Origin of the sequence: Vibrio sp. vnigr-6D03, assembly GCF_002835515.1 — a bacterium.
In the GTDB taxonomy this organism is placed as follows: Bacteria; Pseudomonadota; Gammaproteobacteria; order Enterobacterales; family Vibrionaceae; genus Vibrio; species Vibrio penaeicida.
Genome location: NZ_PIZL01000061.1, coordinates 12,903 through 29,542, shown reverse-complemented (window position 1 = coordinate 29,542; position 16,640 = coordinate 12,903). Strand labels below are relative to the sequence as shown.

Here is a 16,640-nt window from a genome sequence, read left to right as displayed (position 1 = left end):
ACACGTGAGTATTTTCTGTTTGTTAGAACAGCTCACATTACGCTGGCTGACGCGTGGCGGCGATAACGATTTCACGCACACATACATTTTGTGGTTGGTTGTAGGCATAACTGATCGCATTAGCGATATCTTCTGGCACAATCACACCACCCATGCCCTCTTTCCACTCTTCATAGCCCGCTTTGATGTCATCGCTGGTCGTATGGCTCAGCAGCTCAGTTTCAACGGCACCTGGTGCAATGGTGATCATCCGAACGCTATCGTCAGCCACTTCTTCACGAATGTTTTCCGTAATGGCATGCACGGCAAACTTAGTGCCACAGTAAGCAGAATGGCTAGGGAAGGTTTTGCGACCGGCAATGCTACTGATGTTGATGACGGTACCCGTTTTGCGAGCTTTCATTTTCGCCAGTACCACATGGATACCATTCAACAAACCCATCACGTTCACATCGAACATGGTTTTCCACTCTTGTGGATCTTGCTCGTGCGCATTACCCAACAGCATCACACCTGCGTTGTTGATCAAACCATCAACCGGACCAAACGCCTCTTCCGCTTCCACAATTGCGGCTTCAAAGCTTTTCACATCGGTCACATCAACCTTTCGGCACAAAGTGTTAGGCAGGTTTAACGCTTCCAGTTTCTCAATTCGGCGTGCTAGTAAAAGCAGAGAGTAGCCTTCTGCTGACAACTTTTTCGCGGTGGCTTCACCAATACCTGAACTTGCACCAGTAATTACTATTAACTTCGACATTTTCTTTCTCTCTATCTGTTTCACGGGAACGGAGGACACTATATGGATAAGAGAAATAAATGATAAATATCGTTTTCTGAGGTTTATGATAAGTTTAGGTTATAGATAAAAATGAGAAGACCACTATGGATTTGCGTTTACTGAAAAGCTTTGTTGCGGTTTACGAAGAGAAGAACATTACACTCGCGGCAGAGCGTTGCTTCGTCTCACAGCCCTCTATCTCTAATGCTATTAAGCAGTTAGAAGAGGAATTGAATACATCTCTCTTTATTAGGCACAAAAAAGGGGTCAACCTGACCGACGAGGCTCATCACCTTTACCCGCTGGCAATCCGCTTACTTCATGACGTGCAAAAGCTGCCTTCGCTGTTCCAAGAACGCAATCAATGCCTACCAATTAAACTCGCTACTTTTCCAGATATCAGTCAATCAGAGCTGGCAAAACTGCTGGCTAAGCTTGCCAAGCACGCTCCAAGCTTGCTAATTGAACTGGTGGATCATAACGCAGATTATGATGCTCGAATCTCTTTGGATATGTTTCAGCAAGAAGACGAAATCTTCTCGCCACTTTGGGAGGAAGACTACGTCCTTTGCATGCTGCCCGATCACCCTTTAGCCAATCAAGACGCAGTGGATTTAAACCAGTTACATCAACATGATTTCATCGAATGCCCACCGTGTGAAGCCCACCAGCAAACCGTTGGGCTACTTGCCTGCGATGGGCTTGCTGTCAATTTGGTTGCTAAAGCTGAGCATAAAACACAAGTCATGCATTTGGCACAGGCGGGAGTGGGTATATCTTTTCTGCCAACGGGTGTATTAGAAGCGTCTAACATGCTGGTCACCAAGGCATTAAATGGTCCAAGGATGTTTCGTCGGATCGGACTGTGCTATCCAACCAATACCAGCCTTAATCCAGCCCTTCAATTAGTATTGAAAACGCTAAATCGAAACTAGGGGTCATTGAAATCAATAGTTTTTAACTATTGAATAGATAATTACAATCGATTTTATCTAATAATAAAATATAGCTATTCTACTCCCATAGCCAAGAAGAACGTTCAAAACATTGGGAGAGCATTATGAATACGACACTTATCGGTTTAGACCAACAACAATCAGAAGACCTAGCACAAGCTCTGAATCAGCTACTCGCCAATTATCAGGTGCTGTACATGAACAGCCGCGGTTATCACTGGAATATCAAAGGTCACGCGTTTTTCGAATTGCATGAAAAATTTGAAGAAATCTACACTGACTTGCAAACCAAAGTGGATGAAATCGCTGAACGTATCTTAACACTTGGGCACACACCGCTGCATAGCTTCTCGGAATACTTAGAAGTCAGCACGATAGAAGAACACACTCAAGCATTTGATGGCCAGAGCACAATGACTGGGCTTGTGAATGGTTTTGGGAAACTTATCCGCCAGCAACGCGACATTCTTGCAGTAGCAGGCGACGCCGACGATGAAGGCACAGCCGCACAAATGGGCGATTATATCCGTGAACAAGAAAAACTTGTGTGGATGCTGAACGCATGGCTTCAGTAAAGTCTGTAGACCCAAGCCAGAGAACATAATCCTTGCACTATTTGGGTAATTTACCCGCTTTAGAGTTCCCCTCTTTACCCGGCTAAATGCCGGGCTTTTTTGGTTTTAAGCTATCACTGATTTATGTTTGGGCAACTTAATACTGATTACAGCGGTTAACACTAAGAAGCCGAACGACACCCACAAACATGCCGCCAATCCCGCTACCTGAAAGACCCAGCCTGATAATACCGTGCCTATCAACCTTCCCATTGCGTTAGCCATGTAGTAAAAGCCAACATCGAGCGAAACCCCGTCGCCTTTGGCATAGCTCACTATCAGGTAGGAATGCAGAGATGAGTTAACCGCAAATACTGCCCCAAATACCATTAAGCCAATGACGATAACCCACTGTGGATACCACGACATTTGAACGGCATACGCAATCACACCCGTGATGCCTGCCAACAGCAGTGCCCAATACAATGCAGCGGAACCATCGGGGACACGCCCTTGCGCTTTACCGGTAATGTTGGGCGCAAAACCTTGTACCAATCCATAGGCAATAACCCAACTCGCGAGGAACCCGCCTACCCATAGGTGATCCCAACCGAATACGGAACCGAGATACACAGGTAACGCCACGACAAACCAAACATCTCGTGCACCGAACAAAAACATACGGGCTGCAGAAAGGATATTGATGCTTTCAGACTTAGAGAAAATTTGGCTGAATTTCGGTTTGTTCTTCGCCTTCCCCATGTTGCTTTCAAGTGCGATTAGGCTACCAACCAACACCAAAGACAACACACCGGCCATCACCAATACCGACGCTTTAAAGCCGATAAGAGACAGTAATAATCCACCAATAAAGAAACCTGCACCTTTAAGCGCATTCTTAGAGCCAGTGAGGATAGCCACCCATTTGTACAGCCCACCTTGGTCTTCTTCCGGCACCAGCGTTTTAATGGCACTTTTGGCACTCATCTTATTCAGATCTTTAGCAATCCCCGAAAGTGCTTGTGCTGCCATAACCCAAGGAATAGTGAGCCACACCGCTGGTACCGCTAGCATCACCAAGGCGACGATTTGCATTCCCAAACCGATATTCATGGTTCGGTTCAAGCCTAACCTCGCCCCCAGCCAACCCCCGATGAGATTGGTCACGACCCCAAAAAATTCATAGAAAAGAAACAGCGAAGCGATAGCCAACGTGCTGTAACCCAAATCATGGAAATACAACACCACCAGCATTCTGAGTGCGCCATCGGTCAGTGTGAAATTCCAATAGTTGAACGTCACCAACATGTATTGGCGAACACTTTTACTCAAACCTGAAAACATGAAAACTCCCATGCTTGGCAGTAAGGGCTGAGGTCTGCCGACCTAGGTAATTGAGCTTTGAGATCATCATGATCCCAAAGCTTTTAAACGATCAATCTAGCTCTCGAGAGATCGCCTTACTTCGATGTATAGTCGGATGCCACACGCTCAATGTAGTCAACTTGTACGGGTTTGGTAAACGCGCCCGGACGAAGTGCCTGTACTTCCCGGATGATGTCATCCAACGCCCAGCCTTGTTCCAGTAATAGGTGAGCGGCGAACAAACCTGTACGTCCAGAGCCTCCCATGCAGTGCATAGCTACGTTACCGTCTTCTTCTAGAATGGCGTGTAAATCTGGGCTGGCATGTTGCCATTTAATATCGAACGCTTCGCTCGGTGCGCAATCGTCTTCAATTTCAATTTGAAACCACTTCATCCCCAATTGCTCGGTTAATGCTCCAAGCTCTGCAACGTCTTTGCTGGCAAGTTCGGCATCACTCAAAGCAGTGACTATCGCTTGCACACCTTGAGATTGAAGCTGCTTCAGAGAATCCTCTAATGAAACGCCTTTTGTACCTGGGCAAGGCGTTAAAACCAAACCACCGATTTCTAAATTTAAATTCCAAGTAGGGTGAGACATGTCTGTTCCTCTCTATGCCAAACCAACATTACGAACCAGCTCAGCGGTACGAGTCGCATAGCCCATTTCATTGTCATACCACGCATAGATTTTCACCATTCGTGTTCCCACAACCATGGTTGAAAGCGCATCGACAATGGTAGAGCGTTGGTCGCCTTTATAATCGATTGATACCAGTGGACGTTCTTCGAAACCAAGAATACCCTTCAGTTCGCCTTCAGATGCTTCTTTAAGCAAGGCGTTCACTTCTTCTGGAGTGGTGTCCTTTTTCACATCAAAAATGATGTCGGTTAAAGAGGCATTGGCTAAAGGTACGCGCACCGCGTGCCCGTTAATCTTGTCTTTTAGCTCTGGGAAAATTTCCACAATCGCGGTGGCGCTGCCCGTTGTAGTTGGAATCAAGCTCATTCCACATGCGCGTGCGCGGCGAAGGTCTTTATGGGGCGCATCTAAAATGGTTTGAGTGTTGGTTAAGTCGTGAATCGTCGTGAAAGACGCTTGTGCTATCCCAAGCTTCTCATGGATAACTTTCACAACAGGTGCAATGCAGTTAGTAGTGCAAGAAGCTGCGGTAACAATTTTATGCGTCGCAGGGTCAAAGATATGGTCGTTCACACCCACCACGATGTTCGCTATGCCTTCTTCTTTTACTGGCGCTGATACCACAACACGCTTCACACCCTGATCTAAGTACTGGTTCAGGAAAGAGGTTTTGCGATGCACGCCCGTTGCTTCAATCACCACGTCGCAGCCCGACCAATCGGTATCCGCAATGGAAGCATTTTGTGACGTCGAGATTCGCTGATCATTGATAACAATGTCGCCATTATCGACACTCACTTCGTGGTGCCAGCGCCCCTGAACGGAATCAAACTCCAGCAAGTGGCCTAAGGTTTCTGCATTTCCTGCCACATCATTAATGTGAACAAATTCGATTTCGGACCAGTCAAACGCCGCGCGCAATGCTAGGCGACCAATTCTGCCAAAACCGTTAATTCCTACTTTAATCGTCATCGTTTTATCTTCCATTTAGGGAAACTGTTATACCCAAGTAACTTTAAGTGATTGGGAGCTACTGGCATGGTCTGTCAGCGCGATTCAAACGTTCTATATCGGCTTGATACTGCACTTTCAAACTTTCTGAAGTGGCAATACCGTCAATCACATTGCTTAGCCATTCAGGTAATTCTGAAGAGATTTGGTAATACACCCATTGCCCTCGGCGTTCATCCAACAACACACCGGATTGTCTTAATTGCGCAAGGTGGCGTGAGATTTTTGGCTGGCTTTCTTCCAATGCATCCATTAGTTCACATACACAAAGGCTGCCTTCTCGGGCGAGCAGCAGTAAGCATCTCAAACGTGTTTCGTCTGACAGCATCTTGAAAAACAGGTGAGGTAACATAGCCATCTCTTAATATATTCGCATATCCATATATATTAAAAAATAACGAACTTAGGTCAAGAGAGAAAGATCAAATTAATAGAATTGTCATATAACAGGAAGGAGAGGACAGTGAATCAATCAGCTCAATTACCCACCGACGGCTTTGGGCGGCTTCATATTGGTCAGAATCATTGCTTGCATGTGTTCACTCCAGTTCATGGCTTCGTGAAGTTCGTTTCGGACATCGTCCACTTTCAGCTGCAGTGATTGGCACAAACTTTCCACGCCATCCCAATCAGCATTTTCAAAGCGTTCTTCAAGCGTTAACAGCTGACCCAGAGGCCCTTCACGCTGGAGCAAGGCAATGTTGATTTCAGCACATAATGGGAGTTGCTCAAGTAAGCTGTCCATGGAATGGTCGAGAAAGGAATCCAACAATGAAAACAACCCAATGATGAATGCTTGATCACGTTGGCTATCAAAGGGGCGATAGCGAGTCATTAAGTGGCAGAAACGCGCGCGCTGCAACGACAGTTTATGCAATTCCAATGGTTTCTTGTTCGAAACATAAGAAGCAACAACCAAGGAAACAAACTGTTTAAGCTTATCCTGCCCTAGGTAGACCAAGGCCTGCCTAAAAGAGGAAATAGGCACAGAAATCCTTGGCGTCATTCCATTTACAAAACGCAATAATTGATAACTGAGCGTTACATCTTGAGTGACCAACATTTCGACGCGATCGTAGTCGACATCGGCTTGGCAAACTTCTTGAAAGAGCTCAAGGGCAAGCATTTGTTCAGGTTTAACTGCGCGATTACGGATAACTTCAGGCTTACTGAAGAAAAAGCCTTGGAAAAAATCGAAACCCGCCTCACGAGCCGCTTCAAATTCCTGATACGTTTCAACACGCTCAGCTAAAAATTTACATTTTGACCCAGCGGCTATCTTTTGACGAACGTATTCGCACGCTTGCCCGATACCCACTTGCATCAGGTCTATCTTGATGATTTTTGCGTAAGGAACAAATCGCTCCCACTCTGCGCCCAAATCAAAATCGTCCAACGCAATGGCGTAGCCATGGCGATGTAGGTAGCGGATCGCGTGCAGCAAGTCGTCGGTTGGGCGGCATGTTTCTAGCACTTCTACAATGATTTGCTCTTTGGGCAAGGCCATTGGAAGCATTCGAACCAAGCTTTCGTGAGGGAAGTTAATGAAGTAGCGAGAAGCTTTAGAGGTCGCACTACTTCCAAAAGAAAGGAAGTTCTCGACGATCAAGCGGTAGGTCGCTCGATTTGAGTCGACATGAACGGGAAATGCGTTGTGCTCCCCGTCTCTGAACAGCAGTTCATAGCCTATGGTTTGGCATTTATTATTCAGAATAGGTTGCCGTGCAACATAGGTGTACATAGATAATTACCCAAAACCACAAACTAAAGGTATCACTGGTCCGAGAAGATACCGTATTTCCATGCGTATCGGTAGTCCAAATTGTTAATATCCACCAATGCGTTAAGCTCTTGCCGTCGCCAGCAAAGCACCGCAACCGATAAACATAGAGCCAAAAATCCGGTTCATTTTCGACATCATCTTTTCTGATCGGATAAACCGACCTAAATGCGCAGCCATTCCGGTGTAAAAAATCATGACAAAAATATCAATTACAACAGTGGTCACGCCAAGCACAATAAGCTGAGTCATCTGATCTTGAGCCGGATCGATAAACTGTGGAAACAGGGCTACGAGGAAAACAATCGACTTCGGATTGGTCAAATTGATAAAAGTGGCACTCCGCATCAATTGCCATCCCGACACTTGTTTGGGCTCTGTAGAAACGGTTAAGCTCGTGGTTTCTCGCCACTTTTGCATACCAAGTAAAATTAGATAGACCACTCCAACCCACTTGATCACAGTAAATGCTATTGCAGACTGTGCAACCAAGGCGCCTATCCCTGCTCCTACTAAGACAATATGAAAAGTAAGCCCAATTTGTAAACCCAAGATCGCGGGTAACGACTTGCGTATCCCATAATTGATACCATTGCTGATCGAGTTCACAGTTCCTGAGCCCGGTGCGAAACTAAAAATGATAGCAGTGGCGATATAGGTCAACAAAACTTGGGTATCCATTTCTGCAATCCTTTTTACATTCAATCGTCACTTTCGGCGTACAATATACCTATAGTCGACAATCTAACAGAGAAAACCATGAGCGAATTCGCCTCCTCCAACTACACATTCAGTCAGGAAGACTCTTTTTCGCAATATTATGCCCAACAGATTGCGCCTTTTTGGCAACAAAGGCAACACGGTTACTCGCAGGGCACCAATAGCCGCCGCCTTTACTGGATATCTCTGACTTCACCTAAGCACACTAAAGCCATTATGGTCGTGAACGGGCGCATTGAAAGTACGTGGAAATACCAAGAACTCTTCTTCGACTTATTCCAACAAGGTTACGATATCTACTCTTACGATCATCAAGGTCAAGGTTTGTCGGATAGGCTCACCGAAAACCCCGAATTAGGACATGTGATGGACTTTGGCGATTACGTGGACGACATGGCTTTAATGGTTGAACAGTTCGGTTTCTCGCGTTACGAACAATCCTTTCTACTGGGACATTCAATGGGGGGAGCAATCATCACTCGATATTTGCAAACCCACGCCAATCACCCGTTTGTTGCAACAGCACTGAGTGCCCCCATGTTTGGGGTAAACTTATCTTGGTACATGCGCCCAGTTGCGAAGATTCTTAGTGGGCTTATTGATACTTTTTCAAACAAACCCAATTTTGCACCGGGTCAAGGGGCGTATTGGAGTAAACCCTTCGAGAACAACCCTCTTACGTTTAGCAAAACACGCTATACGTGGTTCCGAGATTTATATGAATCCATGCCACAGCTCAAGCTCGGTGGGCCAAGTAGCCGCTGGGTATGGCAGAGCCTGACAGCCGCGCAAACCTGTGTGGATAAAGCCGCCGACATAAAAACACCACTGCTGTTGCTGCAAGCGGGCGATGACATTATCGTGAGTAATCAAGCGCAATCAGAATTTATTCAAAACCTAAAACGAGAGAAACGCGTTACACAAATGGTTAGCTTGCCCGATTCTAGGCATGAATTATTGTTCGAACGAGATCATATACGCAACGCTGCCCTTGAAAGTATTCTCAAGTTCTTTCATGGGAATACATCGAAAGAGTAATCAATTAGCTGAATCAAAAAGAATAGGTTCCTAAAAGAGGAAATACGGAATTACCCTCTTTTTTGTCATGAGACTGAATTAGACTAGGGTGATAATTTCCTTATTAACAACGTCGAGTACCTACACACCCTATGAAGACCACTGCTAGCGATTCCAATCTTAACGGCTCTGACATTGACCATTCCAACTTCAGCATCGTTGCTTCCGACCTTGACGGTACACTCCTTGCGCCTAACCACCAGCTAAGTGAATTCAGTAAATCCACGCTGAACGCCCTACATCAACAAGGTATTCACTTCATTTTCGCAACAGGTAGGCACCACGTCGACGTTGCAGGAATTCGTAGCCAAGTGGGTATTCCTGCTTACATGATTACGTCAAATGGCGCACGTGTACACGACACCAACGATAACTTGGTGTACAGCCAAAATGTGCCTTCAGAGTTGGTGCAACCTGTCATCGATATCATAAAAGAAGACAAAGACATCATCATTCACCTGTATCAAAATGAATCGTGGTTATTGGATCGGGAAGACGAAAAACTCAAAAACTTCCATGAAGAATCCGGCTTTACGTATCAACGCTTTGAGGTAAATAACGCACCAACCGATGGAATAGCCAAATTGTTTTTCACCTACCCTGATCATGAACATTTGGTTCAATTTGAAAGCCAGTTGAATGATGTATTTGGCGACAAACTGAATATCGCATTCTCGACACCGTGGTGCTTAGAAGTCATGGCGGCTGGAGTATCAAAAGGGGAAGCATTGGATGCCGTTGCCAAGCAGTTGGGCTTTGGTCTTGAAAACTGTATTGCTTTTGGTGATGGCATGAACGACGTCGAAATGTTGGCTATGGCGGGCAAAGGATTGGTCATGGAAACATCCCATGAAAAAGTGAAGCTTGCCCTACCAAACAACGACATCATTGGCAGCAACGCGAACGATGCCGTTGCACACTATCTAGAAAATCATTTGATAGGAAAAGGTTAACTCCCTACTCCTGATCCAGAATCGTCTGCCACTCTTGCTCGGACACCGGCATAATGGATAGGCGATTTCCTCTTTTAACCAAAGGTAATTCACTCAACTCGGGCAAAGACTTAAGCTTAGCCAGTGGAATCAGCCTATCGAGTTTACGAACAAATTCGATGTCCACCATAACCCAGCGTGGGTTATCGGGATCAGACTTGGGGTCGAAGTAGTCGCTTTTTGCATCAAACTGGAAATGGTCGGGATACGATTCTTTCGTCACTTTCGCAATTCCAGCTACACCAATATGTTTGCAAGATGAATGGTAGATAAACACCAAATCGCCGACTTTTATCTCATCTCGCATCATGTTACGCGCTTGATAATTGCGTACTCCCTCCCAACACGATACATTTTTCACCCGTAGAGTATCGATAGAAAACTCATCTGGTTCAGTTTTAAATAACCAATATGACATAATATCTCTCACATAATTCGAAGGCTGGCTTGAGGTTAATTTTAATGAAATCCCTGATTTTTTCGACTTTCATCGGTAGCGTGCTGATATTACAGGGCTGTGCACAAACAAACGTGCCAGAAATCGAGCCTGAAAAACCTACTCCTGTCACTATTGATCAGCCTGAAATCGTGCCACAAACGTTTATGTTGCATGGTGAAGTCGTATTAGGGCATGAAACCCGAACCATAGCCCCATGTGGCGGAAAACAGCAATACTGGCTGGATATTACACCAGAAGCATTCCAACGTATTCAGGGGTTAGTGGAGCGTCCATATCAACCGCTTTATGGCGAAGTGATTGGCTACTTAGCCCCGCCACCTCAAGATGGCTTTGCTGCCGATTTTGCAGCGCGCTTCGTCGTAACGGGCATTAATCACGTTAGTGCACAATCTCCGTTGCGTTGTGCATCACCCTTACACTCCACCTATGCCGCAGGTAGCGAACCTTTCTGGAAAGCCACATTTGAGCAAGACCAAATCCAACTGGCTGTATTAGGTAAAGAAAACCAATCCTATACGGTCAGAAAAACAGAAATTTCGCCACTGAAACGCACCTACCAGTTCGATAACGGTAATCTCGTATTCACTCGAGCACATTGTGTTGATACCAGCAGTGGGGACGTATTCAGTTGGTCTGCAACATTAAAGACCAAAAACAGCCAATATCTAGGCTGTGGGGCACTTTCTAATGGTGACTCTAGTCACGACTGGCTTGGAAGCTATCGCGCTACCAGTACAAAGAGCCAAGGGTTTTCAGTGCAATTGGAGCTCAACTCTGATCACAGCGCCAATACGCATTACCACTACAGCAATGGCGATCCGAGCACACAAGAGAAAGGATACTGGCAGCAGCTCAATCCTGACCAAATCAAAGTGACGATGACACACTACCAAAACCAACCTCTGCTTTCCGAGCGCATTTATACACGCTCAGGTTCGAGCCTAAAAGCGGTGAAAGAAAAAGTGAATGGTGTGGTTTACCCCATTCAAGGGAATGGATTGGAACTGTTTGCCGACAGTCAGTCATACACCAGTGAATTGACAGCGCCCGACAATCCCCCTAACCCTCCGCTTAAAAAAGCCACGATCTCATCTTCTTCTGAATTTGATGCCGATGTCGATCAGGCGCTTCGTCAGTATTTCACGCTTCATAAAACCGACCCTGCCAACACGCGCTACCACTGGCTTAAGTACGATCTCAATCAAGATGGAAAACCAGAATTACTCACTTATCTTGATTGGTGTAATAACGCCGGTTGCACTCTTTTAATTTTTGAAGAAAAAGGCAGTCTTTGGCGCTTTCATTCAAGAATGACTCAAGTACAAGCGCCCTTCAAAGTCAGCCAACACAACAAGCTTGGTTGGCATGATCTAGAGATGAACGTTAAAAACGCACAAGGTTCCAGCACACATACGCTGTCTTTCGATGGCATCAGTTACCCAATAAACCCGAGCAGTGCTCCGGAGCTTTGGTCTTCTTCTCAATCCGTTGTCACCCTTTTTGCTGACGGAAAAGCGCCGCAAAGCGGAGTGCAAATGTAGCATGGCGGTAAGGAAGCAAATCATGGAAAGCTGTCGCGGTTGCGGTCTCACATTTAACTGTGTGTGCGACAGCCTACCTAGCCTGGTAGCAGATTGGGATTTGGTGCTTCTGACACACCCGAATGAAACTCGACGTGAAACCAACACAGGTCAATGGCTGCGTAAATCATTGGCACAATGCCAAGTATTTGAGTGGAGCCGTACAAGCATTCCAACCGAGTTGACGGCTATTTTGGAAAACCCAAACCATCAACCCATTTTACTGTTTCCTAATGACAGCAGCCGGTTGTTAACGCCGACCGCTATTCAGGAAAGTTCAAAGCGCATCGTGTTTATTGTATTGGATGGCACATGGCAGGAAGCACAAAAAATGTATAACCGGAGCGATTGGCTTAAGGCGCTGCCTCACTGGCATATTCAAATGTCTGGAGATTCGTGTTATTCCCTTCGCAGAAATCAAACTTCAGGGCATTTTTGCACACTGGAGGTGGGTATCCATTTATTATCTCTATCTCACCGCACCACACTGCCTAACAACAATAGTAGTGAGCAGCTACAACAGTTTTTTGAACATTATCTAAATGTCTATCAAGCCGACAAAAGTGGGCATCAATGGAAAGGAAGCAATCATGACCAATAATCAAAGCAACCCGTTGATTGCACAATTTCACCGACAAAAATTGGCGTTTGAAGGTGAAAAGCATCCGAGTTTGAGTGAACGAAAACAACGACTCACAGCACTAAAAGAAGCGCTTCTTCATCATCAAGACGCGCTCTGCGAAGCGGCAGCAAAAGATTTTGGTGCAAAGCATCACTATGAAACGCTGCTCACCGATATACTCCCGTGTATTCAGCAAATTAAATATTCGCTGAAGCATCTAAAAAGCTGGATGAAGCCAGAAAGGCGTAAAACAGGATTAGTGCTGGCTTTGTCTAGCGTCCGAGTTCACCCCCAGCCTTTAGGCGTCATCGGGGTGATTGCGCCATGGAACTTTCCTGTGTTTATGTCGATAGGTCCATTGATTACTGCGTTGGCGGCGGGCAATCGAGTCATGATAAAAGTGAGCGAGTTTACTCCCAGAACCAACCAAGTCTTGATTAAGCTGCTTAAAAGTGTGTTTTCGTCGGAGCTCGTTCACATCGTGGAAGGGGATGCCACCATCGCTGCGCAATTTTCTTCCTTGCCCTTTGACCACCTACTGTTCACTGGATCCACAGAAGTAGGACGAAAAGTCATGCAGTCCGCAGCATCAAACTTAACACCAGTCACCTTAGAGTTAGGCGGAAAAAGTCCCGTTATTGTCGCTCCAGACATGGACATGAACGACGCGGTTGAGCGATTGGTCTATGGAAAAACGCTCAACTCTGGGCAGATTTGCGTGTCACCCGATTACGTTATGATTCCAGAAGGTAAGGCGAAAGAATTTGTTTTTGCTTATAAACATCACTTTGGTTACCTGTACCCCTCTGGTGTGAATTGCGAAAGCTACACCAGCATCATCAGCCAAGCGCATTTCGACCGATTGCAATCATGGCTCGACGAAGCAGAGCAAGGTGGAGCATGGATTGAACCCGCCAACAAATACTCGGTAGACAGTAATCAACGTAAAATGGTCACTCAGTTAGTGATGGACGCACCGGAAGACAGCCAATTGATGCAAAACGAGATCTTCGGCCCAGTCTTGCCAATTGTGGCGTATAAATCCCTTGATGACGCCATTCAATACGTGAATCAAAGACCAAAACCGTTGGCGCTTTATGTCTTTTCCCACGATAAAAACAGCGTCAGTAAAGTGTTGGAAAAAACACAATCAGGTGGTGCGTGTGTGAACGACACTATATTGCAAGTTGTGGCAGAAGATGCACCGTTTGGCGGCGTCGGGACATCAGGAATGGGCAGCTATCACGGAAAAGAAGGGTTCCTGACGTTCAGCAACCAACGCACTGTCGTGGCTCGAAAAAAACTGTACCCAACTCGAATGATTCACCCACCGTTTCGCAGCATCCACCAGCTAGTGCGTAAGTGGCTTCTTCGCTAACAAACCTTAGCTTTGGATAACAAAGGGGAAGGCTCGGCCAAATAAAACCCTTGCAAGTAATCGACCCCTAGGTCTTCCGCCACGCGGCAGACCTGCTCGTTGTGCACGAACTCCGCAACTGTTTTGGCTTCAAACACATGGCAAAGCTGGACTAGCTGCATGGCGATTTGACGCTGCCTTCGGTCTTTATCAATGTTTCGAATGATACTGCCATCCAATTTTATGGTATCGGGTTCGAGTTTGATGATTTCATCAATATTTGAATAACCGGAGCCAAAATCATCAACAACAATCTTTGCGCCGAGCTGCTTGAAGTGGTTACACACTTCTCTCATTCGGCTGTAGTCTTTGATTTGTTCGGTTTCTAAAACCTCTATCCCAACTCGTGCTGGATTCACCATTTTCTGCAAAGCGCTTTCAAGCAAATACAGAGTTTTGTCACTCATCAAATCCTGTGGAGACAGATTGATGGAGAACGACTCTTCACGATGAGACATCAACTCAAAAACACTCGTTAGCATTTGCCGGCTGAGTCGGGTGTATATGTGCGTCCCCTCAATAATAGGGAGAAATTTCCCCGGGGGAATGATTTGGTTGCCTTCTTGAATGCGAACCAAACACTCTTCAGATACTTTCTTGTGGCTATGGGCGGCAAATATGGGTTGAGAATAGACAACGACCTTATGATTCAATACCGCTCGACTCACCGACGATAGCCAATTCAATTGTTCTTGTCGGTTTTCTTCTTCTTTCTCAAGTAACTTTGCGTTACACATGTGTCGATTGTTTTTCATACCATGGCGACGAGCTTCAATCGATTTAATCAAAAGCTCTTCGACTCTTGCTTGCGGAAAATCACGGCGACTGACCAAACCTCCACATATCGAAACCGATAAACAATCCAATTCAGGTAAACCAAAAGGTTCAAAATTCACATGTTCTATCTCGTCCACCAGCTCGGTAAATAAGTGGCGAATATACAGCCCAGTATGGTGTGATGAAAAAACCGCAGCCCATTCGCCTACCCCTATACTGTACAGTTCAGAGTCTCCACCAAATCGTTGCCAAAGTTGTTCTTTGAAGTATTGACTCAGATCACCGAGTAGCTGGTCACCTACCTTATATCCATATTTTTCATTCACTTGGCTAAAGTTGGCGAGTTTTATCGTTAGAAGGTGTTCATTTGTTTTGATCGACGCCAATCGTTCTTTCAATACAGAGCGATTGGGTAAACCCGTTCGTCTATCGTGGCGGTAACTTTCTGTTAGCCGATGTGCTTGCACCAGTAATTCGTGCTCCATATTTTCCTGCATATCATCGACATCGGCGATGGCATTACGTATCAAGGAAAACAAAGGCGACATTTGATGTTGAAAGCGATCTTGCTGGATGGTGTCTTTTTGCGTTGCAACTTCATGTTCACGCATGGCTAAATACGTCAAACTATGATGCATAATGGTTTGATGGTTAACATCGCGGTACAACTCACCCAAACAATACACGCCACTGACTTTTGCAATCGACGCAAATGGGCTGATTTCATCGAACCCATCCACGAATTCCAGTCTCGATGAACAGTTGTAGATAAACAGGCTTTCTGGTTTATTCACGTCGAGCTGGCGTGCACCTACTCGAACCTGTTCTTCGGTAAGCGAAGGGTGGTTGTAGCAGAATCGAACTTCATCTCCTACACGCCACTGAGTATCAAACTCAATTGCCCCATCATCCAGCTGTCGAACAGGCATTTGCACTTTTTGCTGACTCGCTTCGCCTTTCATTAATGGGAAATCGTAAAGCTGTTCGAAAGGAACAGGGTTGCCATCGGCTAGATATCGGTCATAGATTTGCTGAACAGGAATACCATCCAATTCGTAAAGTGCGCCGTTCTTGGCAGAAGACACTCGAAACTTTCGACCAATTGGATTCCATTCAGCGTAACAGCCACGCCAAACTTGAAGCTTAGGATTATGAAGGGCAACAGCAACGCATGCTTGTCGATGAATTTGGTCGTTCCATAACACCCAACGCCCAAACAAATTAGGCTGCGACAAGCCACCTGCAACAGGCAACTCAAATGTCAGTTCATTAAATGCACCAAACACCTCATAATCTTGAGAGCCAAAAAGTAGGGTGTCTTGATCATTAACTTGCTCTGCAAAGCAGATGACTGCTTTGGTCTCTTCGCTTACATTCAAATGCTCGATAAGCTCTTCACCATCTTGCTGAGCATTTCCGGTGTACTGCACCAGACAAGATGTCAAACGTGTTTCGGCTAGCTCGGTGATCACAACCAATGTGCCGAGATTAATAATACTTCCATCTTTAATGCAATGACTGGTGCTTTGACCCAGAATAGTACTGTGTGGAAAACGCTGTTTCATCACTCGGCTATATTCAACAACAAGCTCAGGGGATTGCGTAGAAAAGATTTGTATTAGATGGTTTGCGTTTGGGTCTGGCGAGTAGCTTAATACCTCAGCCTGTAGCTGACTGAGATCTTGAGCCAAAATCGAATGACATTGCATATTACAAATTATTAACAGAACGTGATTTTTGCCACTATAACGTTAGCATTCCTCTAGAAAACACGCATCGGATCAACTTTTTATCAATTAGCTAATAATATTTCAGTTTTTAGTGATAATGCTCCAATTTTTTTGCGACCAGGTGAAAGGCAAGCACAACAAAACAATAACTCTAGCGTAAGTGTGCACTTACAATCTATC

General features: G+C 45.5%; 16 protein-coding genes. 7 read left to right on the top strand and 9 right to left on the bottom strand.

Going from position 1 to position 16,640, the window contains the following annotated elements; translation table 11 throughout:
* Window positions 1–37: 37 nt before the first annotated feature.
* The gene (locus CW749_RS27450) at window positions 38–757 is read right to left on the bottom strand and encodes an SDR family oxidoreductase (RefSeq protein WP_101115653.1); all 720 of its coding nucleotides are present in this window, start codon (window positions 755–757) and stop codon (window positions 38–40) included.
* Window positions 758–882: 125 nt separating this feature from the next.
* Between CW749_RS27450 and CW749_RS27445 the strand changes: the two genes are divergently transcribed.
* Window positions 883–1,713, top strand: a complete 831-nt coding sequence (locus CW749_RS27445) for a LysR family transcriptional regulator (RefSeq protein ID WP_101115652.1) — start codon at window positions 883–885, stop codon at window positions 1,711–1,713.
* 125 nt (window positions 1,714–1,838) lie between these two features.
* On the top strand, window positions 1,839–2,309 hold the full coding sequence (locus CW749_RS27440) for a Dps family protein (RefSeq protein ID WP_101115651.1): 471 nt from the start codon (window positions 1,839–1,841) through the stop codon (window positions 2,307–2,309).
* Window positions 2,310–2,414: 105 nt separating this feature from the next.
* Here the strand turns inward: CW749_RS27440 and arsJ are convergent, their stop codons facing one another.
* The 6 genes from arsJ to rhtB all read right to left on the bottom strand — a co-directional run bounded on the left by arsJ (window position 2,415) and on the right by rhtB (window position 7,766).
* Window positions 2,415–3,632 carry an organoarsenical effux MFS transporter ArsJ gene (gene arsJ / locus CW749_RS27435; RefSeq protein ID WP_101115650.1) on the bottom strand — a complete coding sequence of 406 codons (1,218 nt, stop codon included), beginning with the start codon at window positions 3,630–3,632 and terminating at the stop codon, window positions 2,415–2,417.
* 116 nt (window positions 3,633–3,748) lie between these two features.
* Window positions 3,749–4,252: a cyclin-dependent kinase inhibitor 3 family protein gene (locus CW749_RS27430; RefSeq protein ID WP_101115649.1), complete on the bottom strand. Its 504-nt coding sequence runs from the start codon at window positions 4,250–4,252 to the stop codon at window positions 3,749–3,751.
* A 12-nt stretch (window positions 4,253–4,264) separates the two neighbouring features.
* Complete coding sequence (locus CW749_RS27425; protein ID WP_101115648.1) at window positions 4,265–5,266, bottom strand: ArsJ-associated glyceraldehyde-3-phosphate dehydrogenase; 1,002 nt, start codon at window positions 5,264–5,266, stop codon at window positions 4,265–4,267.
* 58 nt (window positions 5,267–5,324) lie between these two features.
* Window positions 5,325–5,657, bottom strand: coding sequence for a metalloregulator ArsR/SmtB family transcription factor (locus CW749_RS27420; protein WP_101115647.1), 333 nt, complete (start codon window positions 5,655–5,657; stop codon window positions 5,325–5,327).
* Window positions 5,658–5,786: 129 nt separating this feature from the next.
* Window positions 5,787–7,046, bottom strand: a complete 1,260-nt coding sequence (locus CW749_RS27415; RefSeq protein WP_101115646.1) for an EAL domain-containing protein — start codon at window positions 7,044–7,046, stop codon at window positions 5,787–5,789.
* Between the two features lie 102 nt (window positions 7,047–7,148).
* A complete protein-coding gene (rhtB, locus tag CW749_RS27410) occupies window positions 7,149–7,766 on the bottom strand; it encodes a homoserine/homoserine lactone efflux protein (RefSeq protein ID WP_101115645.1) in 618 nt (205 codons plus the stop codon).
* Window positions 7,767–7,844: 78 nt separating this feature from the next.
* Here rhtB and CW749_RS27405 point away from each other — a divergent pair, with 78 nt between their 5' ends.
* Together CW749_RS27405 and CW749_RS27400 are read left to right on the top strand one after the other, a co-directional pair.
* Window positions 7,845–8,843, top strand: a complete 999-nt coding sequence (locus tag CW749_RS27405) for an alpha/beta fold hydrolase (RefSeq protein ID WP_101115644.1) — start codon at window positions 7,845–7,847, stop codon at window positions 8,841–8,843.
* A gap of 131 nt (window positions 8,844–8,974) precedes the next feature.
* Window positions 8,975–9,835: a Cof-type HAD-IIB family hydrolase gene (locus CW749_RS27400; protein WP_101115643.1), complete on the top strand. Its 861-nt coding sequence runs from the start codon at window positions 8,975–8,977 to the stop codon at window positions 9,833–9,835.
* A gap of 4 nt (window positions 9,836–9,839) precedes the next feature.
* Here CW749_RS27400 and CW749_RS27395 read toward each other — a convergent pair whose 3' ends face one another.
* A complete protein-coding gene (locus tag CW749_RS27395) occupies window positions 9,840–10,292 on the bottom strand; it encodes an EVE domain-containing protein (RefSeq protein WP_101115642.1) in 453 nt (150 codons plus the stop codon).
* A 44-nt stretch (window positions 10,293–10,336) separates the two neighbouring features.
* Between CW749_RS27395 and CW749_RS27390 the strand changes: the two genes are divergently transcribed.
* From CW749_RS27390 to CW749_RS27380, 3 genes are read left to right on the top strand one after another with little or no spacing between them, the layout of a single operon-like run.
* Entirely contained in the window at window positions 10,337–11,875 is a 1,539-nt protein-coding gene (locus CW749_RS27390) for a hypothetical protein (RefSeq protein ID WP_101115641.1), read from the top strand.
* A gap of 22 nt (window positions 11,876–11,897) precedes the next feature.
* Entirely contained in the window at window positions 11,898–12,515 is a 618-nt protein-coding gene (locus CW749_RS27385; protein ID WP_180958509.1) for a DTW domain-containing protein, read from the top strand.
* Window positions 12,505–13,914: a coniferyl aldehyde dehydrogenase gene (locus CW749_RS27380; RefSeq protein ID WP_101115639.1), complete on the top strand. Its 1,410-nt coding sequence runs from the start codon at window positions 12,505–12,507 to the stop codon at window positions 13,912–13,914. The genes CW749_RS27385 and CW749_RS27380 overlap by 11 nt, the downstream gene beginning before the upstream one ends.
* On the opposite strand, the gene CW749_RS27375 is transcribed toward CW749_RS27380, so the two are convergent.
* Window positions 13,911–16,439, bottom strand: coding sequence for an EAL domain-containing protein (locus CW749_RS27375; RefSeq protein ID WP_101115638.1), 2,529 nt, complete (start codon window positions 16,437–16,439; stop codon window positions 13,911–13,913). The two genes, CW749_RS27380 and CW749_RS27375, sit on opposite strands and share 4 nt — an antisense overlap.
* Between the last annotated feature and the right edge of the window lie 201 nt (window positions 16,440–16,640).